General features: G+C 60.7%; 13 protein-coding genes. 3 read left to right on the forward strand and 10 right to left on the reverse strand.

Annotated features, from left to right (window positions below; translation table 11 throughout):
* Positions 1–24: 24 nt before the first annotated feature.
* Together AC22G1_RS02390 and AC22G1_RS02395 are read right to left on the reverse strand one after the other, a co-directional pair.
* Positions 25–1,233, reverse strand: a complete 1,209-nt coding sequence (locus AC22G1_RS02390) for an MFS transporter (RefSeq protein ID WP_417355488.1) — start codon at positions 1,231–1,233, stop codon at positions 25–27.
* A gap of 85 nt (positions 1,234–1,318) precedes the next feature.
* Positions 1,319–1,900, reverse strand: coding sequence for a uracil-DNA glycosylase family protein (locus tag AC22G1_RS02395; RefSeq protein ID WP_487315356.1), 582 nt, complete (start codon positions 1,898–1,900; stop codon positions 1,319–1,321).
* A 29-nt stretch (positions 1,901–1,929) separates the two neighbouring features.
* On the opposite strand from AC22G1_RS02395, the gene AC22G1_RS02400 reads away from it, so the two are divergent.
* The gene (locus tag AC22G1_RS02400; protein ID WP_487315357.1) at positions 1,930–3,180 is read left to right on the forward strand and encodes an MgtC/SapB family protein; all 1,251 of its coding nucleotides are present in this window, start codon (positions 1,930–1,932) and stop codon (positions 3,178–3,180) included.
* 1 nt (position 3,181) lies between these two features.
* On the opposite strand, the gene poxB is transcribed toward AC22G1_RS02400, so the two are convergent.
* The 6 genes from poxB to AC22G1_RS02430 all read right to left on the reverse strand — a co-directional run bounded on the left by poxB (position 3,182) and on the right by AC22G1_RS02430 (position 9,916).
* Positions 3,182–4,906 (reverse strand): ubiquinone-dependent pyruvate dehydrogenase, encoded by a 1,725-nt coding sequence (gene poxB / locus AC22G1_RS02405; protein WP_487315358.1) that lies wholly within the window; start codon positions 4,904–4,906, stop codon positions 3,182–3,184.
* A 213-nt stretch (positions 4,907–5,119) separates the two neighbouring features.
* Positions 5,120–5,953 (reverse strand): pirin family protein, encoded by an 834-nt coding sequence (locus tag AC22G1_RS02410; RefSeq protein WP_487315359.1) that lies wholly within the window; start codon positions 5,951–5,953, stop codon positions 5,120–5,122.
* Positions 5,954–6,048: 95 nt separating this feature from the next.
* Entirely contained in the window at positions 6,049–6,981 is a 933-nt protein-coding gene (locus AC22G1_RS02415; RefSeq protein WP_487315360.1) for a pirin family protein, read from the reverse strand.
* A 41-nt stretch (positions 6,982–7,022) separates the two neighbouring features.
* A complete protein-coding gene (locus AC22G1_RS02420; protein ID WP_487315361.1) occupies positions 7,023–7,433 on the reverse strand; it encodes a DUF4399 domain-containing protein in 411 nt (136 codons plus the stop codon).
* 74 nt (positions 7,434–7,507) lie between these two features.
* On the reverse strand, positions 7,508–8,116 hold the full coding sequence (locus tag AC22G1_RS02425; RefSeq protein WP_487315362.1) for a DUF924 family protein: 609 nt from the start codon (positions 8,114–8,116) through the stop codon (positions 7,508–7,510).
* Positions 8,117–8,470: 354 nt separating this feature from the next.
* The gene (locus tag AC22G1_RS02430) at positions 8,471–9,916 is read right to left on the reverse strand and encodes a catalase (protein WP_487315363.1); all 1,446 of its coding nucleotides are present in this window, start codon (positions 9,914–9,916) and stop codon (positions 8,471–8,473) included.
* 142 nt (positions 9,917–10,058) lie between these two features.
* On the opposite strand from AC22G1_RS02430, the gene AC22G1_RS02435 reads away from it, so the two are divergent.
* The gene (locus AC22G1_RS02435) at positions 10,059–10,256 is read left to right on the forward strand and encodes a DUF3185 family protein (RefSeq protein WP_487315364.1); all 198 of its coding nucleotides are present in this window, start codon (positions 10,059–10,061) and stop codon (positions 10,254–10,256) included.
* A gap of 26 nt (positions 10,257–10,282) precedes the next feature.
* Here AC22G1_RS02435 and AC22G1_RS02440 read toward each other — a convergent pair whose 3' ends face one another.
* Positions 10,283–10,699 carry a hypothetical protein gene (locus AC22G1_RS02440; protein WP_487315365.1) on the reverse strand — a complete coding sequence of 139 codons (417 nt, stop codon included), beginning with the start codon at positions 10,697–10,699 and terminating at the stop codon, positions 10,283–10,285.
* A gap of 158 nt (positions 10,700–10,857) precedes the next feature.
* On the opposite strand from AC22G1_RS02440, the gene AC22G1_RS02445 reads away from it, so the two are divergent.
* Positions 10,858–12,462: an acyl-CoA dehydrogenase family protein gene (locus AC22G1_RS02445; RefSeq protein ID WP_487315366.1), complete on the forward strand. Its 1,605-nt coding sequence runs from the start codon at positions 10,858–10,860 to the stop codon at positions 12,460–12,462.
* 25 nt (positions 12,463–12,487) lie between these two features.
* Here AC22G1_RS02445 and AC22G1_RS02450 read toward each other — a convergent pair whose 3' ends face one another.
* Positions 12,488–13,213, reverse strand: a complete 726-nt coding sequence (locus AC22G1_RS02450; RefSeq protein ID WP_487315367.1) for a dienelactone hydrolase family protein — start codon at positions 13,211–13,213, stop codon at positions 12,488–12,490.
* Positions 13,214–13,216: the final 3 nt, after the last annotated feature.

Consider the following 13,216-nt stretch of genomic DNA (forward strand, 5'->3'; position numbering starts at 1 on the left):
AAAGGCCCCGCAAGGGGCCTTTTTTTAACTGGACAGCTTGTCCCTGTGGGTCAGAGCCGGGAACACTTTCATCCACAGCGCCACCACCGCCAGGGTGCCGATACCGCCGATGATGATGGCTGGCACCACCCCGAACCAGGCCGCCGTAACACCCGACTCGAACTCCCCAAGCTGGTTGGAGGTGCCGATAAAGATGTAGTTAACGGCGCTGACCCGGCCGCGCATGGCATCGGGGGTTTCAAGCTGGATAAGGGTAGAGCGGATGATGACGCTCACCATGTCCGACGCCCCCAGCACCAGCAGCGCCCCCATGGACAGCCACAGGTTCTGTGAAAGGCCAAAGACGATGGTGGCCAGGCCAAAAAGGGCAACGGCATAGAACATGGTCTTGCCCACCCGTTTTTCCAGCGGGAAGCGGGCCAGCCAAATGGACATCAGCAAAGCCCCCAGCGCCGGCGCCGAGCGCAGCAGGCCAAGCCCCCAGGAGCCGGTGTGCAGGATATCGCGGGCTACGATGGGCAGCAGCGCCGTAGCACCCCCCAGCAGCACCGAGAACAAATCTAGGGAAATAGCCCCCAGCACCACCGGGTTGTCGCGAATAAAGTGAATGCCGCTAAAGAGGCTTTTCAGGCTGGCCGGCTCTTTGCGAGGGGCCTGGTATTCGTATTGCAGCGACAACAGCACCAGCGCCGAGACCAAAAAGAACACCACTGAGGCGCCATAGAGCCAGGAGGCGCCAATCAGGTACACCAGGCCGCCAAGGGCGGGGCCGGCTATTACCGTGGCCTCGCGGGTGCCGGAGGTCAGGGCCAGGGCCCTTGGGAACTGGTCCGGGGTAATGAGGTTGGGGAGCAGCGCCTGGGTGGCGGGGGACTCAAAGGCGCGGGTGGCTCCCATCAGGGCGCCGCACACATAGATGATGGCCGGGCTTAGCTGGCCGCTGAGGTTGGCATAGACCAGGCCGCCCATGGTGCCTGCCAGCACCAGGCGGCAGACAATTACAATCACCCGCCTGTTGTACTGGTCGGCCACATGGCCAGCCACCAGGGTCAGCAGCAGTTGCGGCACAAACTGGGCGAGACCAATCAGGCCCAGGCTCAAGGCGCTGTCGGTGAGGTCATACATTTGCCAGCCAATGCCCACCACCAGCATCTGGTAAGCAAGGGAAGAGGCGGTCTGGCCCAGCCAAAATCGCAAGAAGGCGCCATGGCGCAACAAGAAGGGACTCGACATCAGATACTACTCAAAGCCGCAGGGGTGGCTATTTTACCTGGCTTTAGTTCGATATTCCCGATGCTTGAGTTCAGTGGTTGGCCAGTTACGGCCACAGTTGCAGGGCGTCGAGGCGCCGTTTGAGGGCCGGCAGCACCTCCTCTTCAAACCACGCATTACGCTTAAGCCACAGCAGGTTGCGGGGGCTGGGATGGGGCAGCGGGAAAAACCGCGGCCCGTAGTCGCCAAAGTGGCGCACCCGCTCAGTGAGGGTGCGATTGTCGTCAAGATAATGATCCTGCGCATAACGCCCCACCAGCAAAACCAGTTCAATGGCTGGCATGGCATCCAGCAGCGCCGGGTGCCAGGTGGGGGCGCATTCGGGGCGGGGCGGCAGATCGCCGCTCTTGCCCTTGCCGGGGTAGCAAAAGCCCATGGGCATGATGGCCACCCGGCTCTGGTCGTAAAATTGGCTTTTATCCTGGCCCAGCCACTGGCGCAGCCGGTCACCTGAGGGGTCGTTAAAGGGAATGCCGGTGGCATGTACCTTGGTGCCAGGCGCCTGGCCGATGATCAGTAGCCTTGCGCCCGCCTCGGCCCTGACCACCGGCCTTGGTCCCAAGGGAAGATGGGCCCGGCACAGGCAACATTGGCTTATTTGCGCTAATAGGTTATTTAAATCAGACATTTAGTTTGTAGCTGTCAAGGATGCGCCCTATGCACTTTGTGCCATTATCTCCGCTGTTGCAATTACTGCTGGCCCTGGGGCTGGGGCTTATCGTTGGCTCGGAACGGGGCTGGCGGGAGCGAGACGGCGCCAGCGGCAGCCGGGTAGCGGGCATTCGCACCTTTGCCCTGGTGAGCCTGCTCGGCTGTTTGTCGGGGCTGCTGAGCGAAGGGCTTGGGGTCTGGATAGTGGCGGTGATGGGGCTGGCGGTGGCCATACTGCTGGCGGTGGCTCACTGGCTGGATATCAACAACGAGCGCGATTACGGCCTGACCACGGTAGTGGCTGCCCTGGTTACCTGGTGCCTGGGGCTGGCGGTCACCCAGGGTCTGCAAACCGAGGCGGTGGCGGCGGCGGTGGTCACGGCGGTGGTACTGCACCTTAAAGAGCGTATGCACCAGTGGCTGAGCCGGCTGAGCGCCGACGAATTTCGGGCCATTTTGCAGCTGCTGGTGGTGTCGCTAGTGCTGCTGCCCATTCTGCCCAACGAGCGGCTGGGGCCCTGGGGCGCCCTTAATCCCTACAACATCTGGTGGATGGTGGTGCTCATCGCTAGCTTGAGCCTTGCCGGCTACTTTGCCCTTAAGCTTATTGGTACCGACCGGGGCATCTTGGTGACCAGCATCTTCGGTGGCCTGGCCTCCAGCACCGCCACCACCCTGAGCCTGGCGCGGCTGAACCGTGGCCTTAACCGGCCAAGATTGCTGGCGGCAGGGATCGTCATGGCTTGCACCATCATGTTCCCGCGAATGCTGGTGATAGTGGCGGTGGTTAATCGCGAGCTGCTGCCGGCGCTGTGGCTGCCCATCGGCGCCATGTTTTTGGTGAGCGCTGTGGTGGCGATTTTATTGTGGCGGCGCAGCAGCGCCGTCAGCCAGGGCGCGGCCAGCCCGCAACCCTTTCAGCTGTGGCCGGCCGTGCAATTTGGTTTATTGATCGCCGGGATCTTGCTGCTCTCAAACGCCATCACCCATTGGTTTGGCGAAGACAAGCTGTGGCTGGTGGCGGTGGCGGCCGGCCTTGCCGATGTGGACGCCATCACCCTCAGCCTGGCGCGCATGGCCCATGGCGCCATCAGCGGTGATACCGCCGTGTTTGGCATTGTGCTGGCCGGTATCACCAACACCTTGGTTAAAGGATGCTTGGCGCTGTATGCCGGCGGCGTGGTGCTGGGGCGCTATGTGTGGCTGGGGTTGGGCGGCGCGGTAGCGGTTGCCGCCCTTGTTCTGATGCTCTTCTGAGTCAGCGCAGCCAGTTGGTTTTGCCCAGCTCTACCAGCTGGCTGGCATCGCCGTTCAGCACCGCTTTTAGCATGTACAGGCCAAAGCCCTTGGCGTGTTCGAGTTTCACCTTGGGCGGCATGGCCAGTTCTTGCTTGGCGGTGCGCACGCTCAAAAGATAAGGGCCGCTGCTGGCCAGCATCCTGGCGATGGCATCGGGCAGGGCCTTGGGGGCGGTAACCGATTCGGCATCGATATGGATGGCACGGGCCACCTCGGCAAAATCGGGATTCTCAAGATCTGTATGGTGAGAGAAGAACCCCGAGGCCTTCATCTCCATGGCCACAAAGCCTAAGGAACGGTTGTCAAAGACCACGATTTTGGCCGGCAGCTGCAACTGCTTGAGGCTTAGCAGATCCCCCATCAGCATGCTCAGCCCGCCGTCGCCGCACATCGCGATCACCTGGCGGCCACTGTCCAACGACTGGGCACCAATGGCCTGGGCCAGGGCGTTGGCCATGGAGCCGTGGTTAAAGGAGCCCAGCAGGCGCCGCTTGCCGTTCATCTTAAGGTAGCGGGCGGCCCACACCGTTGGCGTACCCACATCGCAGCTGAAAATGGCGTCTTCGCTGGCCATGTCGCTCAGGAGCCTTGCCAGGTATTGGGGGTGAATAATGCCCTGGCGCGACTCGCCCGATGCCAACTCGTCCAGCTCGCTGCGCGCTTGGTGGTAATGGCTCAGGGCCTGGTCCAGAAACTGGCGGTCCTGGTGGGGCGTTAGCAGCGGCAGCAGCGCTTCCAGGCTTTCCTTAACGTTGCCCACCAGGCCCATGTCCAGTTGGGTATGGGCTCCTAGGGCGCCGGGGTTTTGGTCCAGTTGGATAACGGTGGCGCCCTTGGGGTAAAAGGGCCGGTAGGGAAAGCTGCTCCCCAAAATGACCAGAGTGGAGGCGTTTTCCATGGCGTGGTAGCCGGAGGAAAAGCCGATAAGCCCGGTCATGCCCACGTCAAAGGGGTTGTCGTATTCCAGGTATTCCTTGCCGCGAAGGGCATGAACGATGGGCGCCTTGAGGGTATCGGCCAATGCCACCACCTGCTCATGGGCGCCTTTACAGCCGGCGCCGCACAGCAAAGTGATGCGCGAGGCACTGTTGAGGATACCAGCCAGTTTTTCCAGCTCTGGCTGCGCCGGGGTAATACGCGGCAGCTGCGGGGTTTGCCATTTGGCCTTGGCGCCTTCTGGCATGGCTTTAAGGGCAATGTCGCCGGGCAGCACGATCACCGCCACATCACGCTCCAAAATGGCCTTGCGCATGGCCAGCTCCAGCACATAGGGCATTTGCTCTGGGTTGCTGACCAGCTCGCAATAGACGCTGCATTCCTTGAACAGCTCTTGGGGATGGGTTTCTTGGAAGTAATTGGCGCCGATTTCGTTTGATGGAATATGGGCGGCAATGGCCAGGGTGGATACCCGGCTGCGATGGCAATCGAACAGGCCATTGATAAGGTGCATGTTGCCGGGGCCGCAGGAGCCGGCGCAGACGGTCAATTGCTGGCTTATCTGGCCCTCGGCGCCGCTGGCAAAGGCCGCGACTTCTTCATGGCGGGTGGCCATCCACTGAATATCGCCCCGCTGCTGCATGCTGTCGCTCAGGCCGTTCAGGGAATCACCGGTGACCCCCCAAATGCGTTTAACCCCGGCAAGGGACAGCACTTCGATGATGTAGTCGGCAATGGTCTGTGACATGGCGTCCCTCGTCAGTTTCAGCAAGCCAAGGGCCGGTCACGCGGCCTTGGTGAAAAAGTGGCTAGGCCCAGCATACTCCTTGCAACCGAGGCCGGGAGTTGGTGTAGCCGGCAACTGCCAGCCGGTTCAGAGGTTATTTAATAACTGACTGTTTTTGATGATGATTACTATTTCCAGACGACCATAAAAAACGCCGCATCAGCGGCGTTTTTGTTAGAAGAGACCGGCCTGGTAGTCCTGAACGGCTTGGGCGATTTCTTCGGAGCTGTTCATCACGAAGGGCCCGTAACGGACCACCGGCTCCAGCAGCGGCTGGCCGGCGATAAGCAAAAAGCGCCCCGGCTCGCTGCCACCTTCGAAGGTCACGGCGTCGCCGTCTTTAAGGACCGCCATATTGCCTTTGGCAATGGCGCTGCCGCCAATGCTGACTGCCCCTTCAAAGACGTTAACCAGGGCGTTGTGGCCCTTGGGTACCGGCACCGTCAACGGCTGGCCGGGAGCCAGGGTGATATCCAGATACAAAGGGTCCAGGGTCACGCCGTCTACCGGGCCTGTGGCTTCGCCATAACGGCCGGCAATCACCTTGACGCTGTTGCCGTTACTATCGCTGACCACCGGAATGTTGGCGCTGGCAATGTCCTGGTAGCGAGGAGCTTTCATCTTCTCGCGCCGGGGCAGGTTCACCCACAGCTGAAAACCGCGCATCAGCCCTTGCTCTTGCTCGGGCATTTCCGAGTGGATAAGGCCGGAGCCGGCGGTCATCCACTGCACGTCGCCGCTTTCCAACAGGCCTTCGTTGCCCTTGTTGTCGCGGTGGCGCATGCGGCCATTGAGCATGTAGGTCACGGTTTCAAAGCCGCGGTGCGGGTGGTTGGGAAAGCCGGCCAGGTAATCGTCAGGGCTGTCGGAGCTGAACTCGTCCAGCAGCAGGAACGGGTCCAGGTCCGGCAGCATTTGGGTGCCGATCAGCCTTTTCAGTTTTACACCGGCGCCGTCGCTGGTGTTTTGGCCCGGTACCAGGCCTTTGATGGTGCGTGGCTGAGTCATATTCAATCCTCCGAACAGGGTATGAGCTAAGGATAATGTTCGGATTTGCGGATTTAAATGGCGAAATTTAGGTTTAAATTGTCGTTTTTTTCGGATTAATGCCCCGCCTTGAGGTTGCCTTGCAACTCCGGCGCCGGGGTGGGGGAGCCCGGGTACTGGGGAATGTCGCCAAAGCCGCCGGCCTGCCAGCGGGCGCGGGCGTCGGCTATTTCTTGGGTGCTGCGACCCACGAAGTTCCACCACATCACGATGTCTTCGCCAAAAGGTTTGCCGCCCAGGCAGATGATCACCGCGTCGGTGAGTTCAAGGCGGGTCTGGTGGTGGCCGGTACCCAGGTAATAAAGCTGGTCGGTGCTCATCGCCTGGCCGTCGAGGCGGGCCTCGCCCTTGACCAGCAAAAAGCCGTATTCAAAGCCAGGCTCCAGCACCTGCTCGAACTCGCCACTGCCCTTGAGCTCGGCGCCAAACAGTGGCGTAAAGTACTTGGCCGGGGCGCTCTGGCTGGCGTAATCGCCAGCAAAAAGGGTCAGGGTGACCTTGCCTTCGGTATAGCGGGGCAGATCGGTAAAGTGCTCAAAAGCCGGGGGACAATTGGCCTGCTCCTTGGGCAGTGCCACCCAAAACTGCACCCCGAACAGCTGCTGGCCGATGGGGGTGAGCCCCTCTTCGCTGTGGGCAATGCCGGTGCCGGCGGTCATCAGGTTGAGCTGGCCCGGCTCAATAACCTGGTTGATGCCCAGGGTGTCGCGGTGGCGGATGGCGCCACTGATAAGCCAGGTCACGGTTTGCAAACCGATGTGGGGATGCGGGGCAACGTTAAGGCGATGGTCTTCGGTGACATCCAGCGGCCCCATGCGATCCAAAAAGCACCAGGCGCCAATCAGGCGGCGTTGGCGCTGGGGCAGGGCCCGCGCCACCATCAGCCCCGGGTTGAGCTCGCGCCCTTTCATGGGGTAGGCCTCGTGCTCGGGGCGGGCAGCCCCTGCCGGGCAAGGTTGCAACTCGGGGTGCTGGCTGAGATCGCTCATAAAAACTCCACTAAAAAAGGCGCCCGCTTGGCGCCTTTGCCTTATTTGACGGTAACGGTGATTTTCTTGGACTCCACCACCGGCTGGAACGGCACATGGGCGTAGTCTCCCAGTACCAGTTGCAGGGTGTGTTTGCCGGGGGGCAGGGTCATTTGGGTTTCGGTCTGGCCGCCGCCGTAGTGTTTGATGTGGTCGGTTGCCGGCAGGGGCAGGGCCATGTCGGGCAGTTTATCCACATCGATCAGCAGGTGATGGTGGCCAGTATTGGGCACATTGGTGCCGGCCGGGGCAACACCCATGCCTTTGAGGCCAAATTTCACGGTAAAGGTGGTGCCAACAGTGGCGCCATCTTTGGGAGAAATAATGTATTCCTTGGCCCCTTGCGGTGCGCTGGTGGCAAAAGCGCCGGTGCTGGCGGCCAGGAGGGTGGCAAAGGCAATCAGGTTTTTCATGGGCGGGTCCCTGTGCGTGGTTGTCAAATCACCTTACTCCCCCTGTTTACGCCGGGCAAGGCAGGGGCGGGCGCTCAGCCCTGGCCGAATCCGCCGGGGTTATCAGCCAGCCATTGTTGCTCTTCTGGCGACGAAGCTCTACCTAACACTTTGTTTCTATATGGGAAACGGCCGAACTGGTAAATGATGTCCCGGTGCAGGCAGGCAAAGCGCAGGTTGTCCTCAATACTGGGCTTGATGGCCGCGGGTACCAGGCGCAGCAGACGCGCAAAACACTCTACCCCCAAAGCCTGCCGGGCCCGGTCTTCGGCGTGCATCAGTGGCATGTAGAAGAAGATACGCTGGGCCGGAGCCAGGGCCTGGTCATGGCCGATGGCAAGGCCCTCTTCCACCAGTTGCTGGGCTTTGTGGTCCTGGGCGAAGGCCTGAGCGGTACCGCGGTGGATGTTGCGGCTGAACTGGTCCAACAGCAGTATTAGGGCCAACCGGCCTTCGGGAGTTTCCCGCCAGTCGAGATGGTGGCCTTTGGCCGCGGCGCTGAGATCGGCGCCAAACAGCTGGCGCAGCTCGTTATCAAGGCCGGGGTCGGTGGCAAACCAGCGCTTTTGATACAGCGGCGCCGACATGCCGTTGTCATCCAGCAGGCCAAACCAAAATGTGAGGATGTCGTCGTATTCTTCCATTGGCAGGGCGATCCGGTGGCGGTGGATTGAGCTTTGCAGGGGCTTTTATTAGCATGAAGCGGTCAACACAAACAGGATATGCCAGTGTTCACACTACTGCTGGTGTCGGCCTTGGCCGGTGGTACTTGTACCCCGGTTAACCATTTTGGCGAGCGCCCAGAAACCCGGCAATGCCAGCCCAAGGTTGAAAAGGCCGCGCCCCCTGCACCTAAGAACCCTGATAAGAAAACACAAAAATCCACGCAAAAAAAAGCCTCCTGACGGAGGCTTTTTCTTTTAGCCGTTGAAGGCCATGTCAGCCAGATAATCCCAAAGTGCACTCATATTGGTCTCCCCTCGACACGAGTTTTGAGCTTAGGCCAGTTTTGCCAGGGCAGCCTCTACCCGGGCCCGATAATCAGGATCGGCTTTTTCGAACTGGGCCAGCATCAGCGTCTGGATGTCGGGGCTGGCCTGGCTCAGGCCCCCGGCGATGTTGGCGGCCAGGCGGTCTTTGTGGGCGTCGTCAAAGAGCCGGAACAGGTCACCGGCCTGGCTGAAGTTGTCGCTGTCCTGGTCGTCGAACTGGCCAAGCCAGGCGTCGCTTTCCAGGGGCATGGGCGGCTCGGCGAGGGCCGGGGCGGCAACCGGCGCGTCGCTGCGATGGTTGGGCGAGAAGTTCACCCCAGCACCTTGATGCACCGGGCAACCCATGCCGGCCATTGCCCCGTCACGTTGGAAGTGGTTAACCGGGCAGCGCGGGCTGTTGACCGGCAACTGGTTGTGGTTGGTCCCCACCCGGTAGCGGTGAGCATCGGCGTAGGCAAAGAGGCGGCCTTGCAGCACTTTGTCGGGTGACACTCCGGTACCGGGCACCAGGTTGGCGGGGCTGAAGGTCACCTGTTCGGTCTCGGCAAAGTAGTTGTCCACGTTGCGGTTGAGCTCTAGGGTGCCGATGGTACGGAGCGGGAAGTCCTGGTGCGGCCAGACCTTGGTCAAGTCGAAGGGGTTGATGCGGTACTGGCGGGCTTCGGCCTCGCTCATCACTTGGATCTTCACGGTCCAGGACGGGAAATCGCCGTTATCGATGCTGCTGACCAAGTCCTGCTGGGCAGCGAAAGGCGCCTGGCGGGCCGCTTCTTCGCCGCTGAGGTTGGCAATGCCCTGGTTGGTTTTGAAATGCCATTTTACCCAGACGCGTTCGCCCTTGGCGTTGTAAAGGCTCAGGGTATGGGAGCCGTAGCCGTTGAGGTGGCGGTAGCTTTTGGGGATGCCCCGGTCAGACATCAAGATGGTGACTTGATGCAAGGACTGGGGGTGGTGCGCCCAGAACTCGAAATGGTGCGCCGGGTTGGGCAGGTTGGTACGGGGATCTTTTTTCTGGGAGTGGATGAAGTCCGGGAATTTGAGCGGGTCGCGGATAAAAAACACCGGGGTGTTGTTGCCGACGATGTCGTAGTTGCCCTGTTGGGTGTAAAAGCGCAGGGCAAAGCCGCGCACGTCTCGTACATGGTCGGCCGAATCCTGGCCGCCGGCGACGGTGGAAAAGCGCAGGAAGACCTGGGTTTGCTGGCCTTCTTGTTGCAGGAAATCAGCAATGGACAGATCCGACAGGCTCTGGGTCAGGGTAAAAGTGCCATGGGCGGCGCTGCCACGAGCGTGCACGACCCGTTCTGGGATCCGCTCGCGGTTAAAATGCGCTAGTTTTTCAAAGAGATGAATATTGTCGAATGTCAGCGGGCCACGGCGGCCGGCGGTGGTGGAGATCTCATCCTGGGTAACGGGTGCACCATTTTGTAATGTGTAGACGGGCTTGGTCATTGCTGTTCCTCCGAATTGACCAGGCCAGTCTACGGAAGGTATTCCATTGTTAAAAATGGGTGTTTCAGTTCGGTTTAATAGAATATTTAGATTAGGTGTGGGAAGCTGTCACCAGCAGCACCCTGATGAAAAGGAGATCGAAATGAATAAGCGGATCATAGGTTTGGTGTTACTGGTGGTGGGCGTGGCCTTGGCCTGGTGGGGTTACCAGGAAAGTCAGACCTTAAGTAAAACCCTGGAGTCGCAGCTCACCGGTGAGCTTGATAGCCGTACCATGACCTTCTACATCGCCGGGGCGGTGTGCATTGTGCTGGGATTGGTGGGAGTGTTGCGGCGCTGAGGCCAAGGCGCGGCTTGGCCGCGCCGTTATTCGCTCAGGAAGGCCATCAGCAGTAACCGGCCTTCCCTGCTGGACAGCAACTCGGCAGGCACCGAGTTCAGTTCCATCTGGTATTGGGTTAGCCACAGGTAGCGGTCCAGCTCGTTATCAAGGCGCTGATTGATAAGGGATATCAGCTTGGGCATTTCCTCAAATACCTCGCCGCCGGCCACCATAAACGCCGGGTAGCGCAGCTCGTCACCCCAAATCAGCTCCAATAAAAAGCCCTGCTCAGCCAGTTGCTGGCAGAGGGTGTCGGCGGCCATGGTCGGCACGCCTTTTAGGTGATCTACCACTTCGTTGGCATCCCAAAGCGGGAAGGTTCCCAACCTTTCCTTGAGGGCATCCCGCCACAGATGTTGCGTGCGAATACGCAAGGTACGCAGACGATCCCGATGTTCCATAGCACCTCCTGAGCACATGTTTATAGTCTAGTCCCCAAGGCCGGGGCTGGCGGTGGCAAAGGGCGGCCAATGGCAATTTTGCAAGGCTTCCTTCAGCAAGGTTTTTTTGACCTGCTGCCGGGGCGGTGCCATGGTGGTTGGACCATAAGGAGGTGATCATGTTTTCCACCCATGACGTCCAAAACCAGACGCCGCCTTTAGAGGATGTGGATGGTTTTGCCCTGGATACCGCCCTGGTCGAGGGGGTGCGCCGCGAAGGGGCGGCTGCCAGCATCGACGATCTGCACCGTTACGGCCGCCTGTTGACCCAGCCCGACATGCTGGCTCTGGGCTTTGCCGCTAACGCCCATCCCCCTGTCTTTGAAAGCCACGACCGCACTGGCCATCGTATCGATGTGGTGGAGTATCACCCCAGTTACCATCAGCTGATGGCCCTGGCGGTGGGGGAAGGGCTGCACGCCTCGCCCTGGCAAAGCCCAGTACCAGGCATGCATGTGACCCGCGCCGCCAAATATTACCTGCACTGCCAGTTGGAAGCGGGCCATGGTTGCCCCATCACCATGACCTTTGCCGCCGCCCCGGTACTCAAACGCTTCAAGCCCGATTGGCATCAAAAGCTGATGTCGCGCCAATACGACGGCACCAACCAGCCCTGGCAACAAAAGCCTGGCCTGACCCTTGGCATGGGCATGACCGAAAAACAGGGCGGCTCGGATGTACGGACCAACGAGACCCGCGCCCTGCCGTTGGGGGACGGCAGTTATGAGCTGGTGGGCCACAAATGGTTCTTATCGGCCCCCATGTCTGACGGTTTTTTGATGCTGGCCCAGGCGCCAGCGGGGCTGTCGTGCTTTTTGGTGCCGCGCTGGTGGCAGGGCCAAAAAAACGCCATCGAGGTACAACGCCTCAAAGACAAGCTCGGTAACCGCTCCAACGCCTCCAGCGAAGTGGAGCTCAAGGGTGCCTGCGGCTGGTTGCTGGGAGAAGAAGGTAAAGGCGTGCAGACCATTATCGAGATGGTGTCTTTGACCCGTTTTGACTGCATGCTGGGCTCCAGCGGTGGACAGCGCCAGGCGCTGTTGCAGGCGGTGCATCACGCTCGCCACCGCCAGGCCTTTGGCAAGCGCCTTGTCGAGCAACCGGTGATGGCGGCGGTGCTGGCCGATCTGCAACTGGAGGTAGAAGGGAGCCTGGCCATGAGCTTGCGTATGGCAAGGGCTTTGGATAACGCCAGTCACCCCTATGAGCAATTGCTGCTGCGCCTGGGCACGGCTGCGGGCAAGTATTGGATCTGTAAACGCACCCCCCAGCATGCCTATGAGGCCATGGAATGCCTGGGCGGCAATGGCGTGATGGAAAGCTTTATTACCGCCAGGCTTTACCGCGAGGCACCTATCAATGCCATTTGGGAGGGCTCTGGCAATATCCAGGCGCTGGATGTGCTGCGGGCCCTGCAAAAGGCGCCAGAGTGCCTGGATGCCTGGCAGCGCGAGCTGGACGGCACCTTTGGCGAGCATCCGCTGCTGGCCATGGCCTGGCGCCAGCTGCAGCATCTTTTAAAGGGCGACCCGTTAAGCCAGGCGCGGCGTATCACCGAGTTGTTGGCGCTGACCCTGCAAGGGGCGCTGCTGGCCAAGGGCGCGCCGGGGCCGGTGGCCGACGCCTTTATTCGCTCAAGATTGGGGGAAGGGGGGCACAGCTTTGGCACCCTGGCGGGCGGTACGGATTTGGAGCTGCTGTTAAGGCGGGCTTACGGGGAATAAAAAAGCGGCCAAAAGGCCGCTTTTTTTACGCCAGCACCTCGTCGAAGAGGTCGTGCATCATGGCAAAGGCCCGGCGGCTGACCTTGGCGTTGTATTGGTTTTCGCCCGGGCGGTCGGCCCCTTCGTCGGTGAAGGAGTGCACCGCGCCGCCGAAGTTAACCAGCTGCCAGTCGGCCTTGACGCTGTTCATCTCCTGCTCGAAACCGGCGATAGCCTCGCTGGGTACCAGCGGATCGGCGGCGCCGTTTAGCACCAGTACCGCCCCTTGCGGGGTTTTGGTGCTGGCTGGGTCTGGGGTTTGCAGCAGGCCGTGGAAAGAGGCCACTGCCTTGACCGGAGCGGCCTGGCGGGCCAGCTCCAGCACACAGGCACCGCCAAAGCAAAAGCCGAAGGCAGCCAGGTTATCGGCGGCCACACCCAGTTTGCCGGCTTCATCCTTGAGCACATCCAGGGCGGCGTTCATGCGCCGACGCAGCATGGCGTTGTCGGCACGTACCGGGCCCATAGCGGCCATGGCCTCTTCCGGGGTTTGAGGACGGGTGTCCACGCCGAAAGGGTCGGCCACGAAGATCACGCTGTTTTCACGCACCTGCCGTTTGGCCTGGGCAATGGCGGCGTCGCTGATACCGAAGAAATTCGGTGCCATCAGCAGGCCCCGGCTGGGGGCGCTGCCAGCTTGGTAGACAAGGTGGCCTTCAAAGGTGATGCCGTCTACTTGGTAGCGGACGGCTTTGACGCTGATTTGTGCCATGAC

Source organism: Gallaecimonas zhanjiangensis, from assembly GCF_057624825.1.

Coding starts and splice junctions, on each gene's coding strand:
- AC22G1_RS02400 (WP_487315357.1), top strand. CDS start 1,930: ATGCACTTTGTGCCATTATCTCCGCTGTTGCAATTACTGCTGGCCCTG.
- AC22G1_RS02410 (WP_487315359.1), bottom strand. CDS start 5,953: ATGACTCAGCCACGCACCATCAAAGGCCTGGTACCGGGCCAAAACACC.
- AC22G1_RS02425 (WP_487315362.1), bottom strand. CDS start 8,116: ATGGAAGAATACGACGACATCCTCACATTTTGGTTTGGCCTGCTGGAT.
- AC22G1_RS02390 (WP_417355488.1), bottom strand. CDS start 1,233: ATGTCGAGTCCCTTCTTGTTGCGCCATGGCGCCTTCTTGCGATTTTGG.
- AC22G1_RS02440 (WP_487315365.1), bottom strand. CDS start 10,699: ATGGAACATCGGGATCGTCTGCGTACCTTGCGTATTCGCACGCAACAT.
- poxB (WP_487315358.1), bottom strand. CDS start 4,906: ATGTCACAGACCATTGCCGACTACATCATCGAAGTGCTGTCCCTTGCC.
- AC22G1_RS02420 (WP_487315361.1), bottom strand. CDS start 7,433: ATGAAAAACCTGATTGCCTTTGCCACCCTCCTGGCCGCCAGCACCGGC.
- AC22G1_RS02450 (WP_487315367.1), bottom strand. CDS start 13,213: ATGGCACAAATCAGCGTCAAAGCCGTCCGCTACCAAGTAGACGGCATC.
- AC22G1_RS02395 (WP_487315356.1), bottom strand. CDS start 1,900: ATGTCTGATTTAAATAACCTATTAGCGCAAATAAGCCAATGTTGCCTG.
- AC22G1_RS02430 (WP_487315363.1), bottom strand. CDS start 9,916: ATGACCAAGCCCGTCTACACATTACAAAATGGTGCACCCGTTACCCAG.
- AC22G1_RS02435 (WP_487315364.1), top strand. CDS start 10,059: ATGAATAAGCGGATCATAGGTTTGGTGTTACTGGTGGTGGGCGTGGCC.
- AC22G1_RS02415 (WP_487315360.1), bottom strand. CDS start 6,981: ATGAGCGATCTCAGCCAGCACCCCGAGTTGCAACCTTGCCCGGCAGGG.
- AC22G1_RS02445 (WP_487315366.1), top strand. CDS start 10,858: ATGTTTTCCACCCATGACGTCCAAAACCAGACGCCGCCTTTAGAGGAT.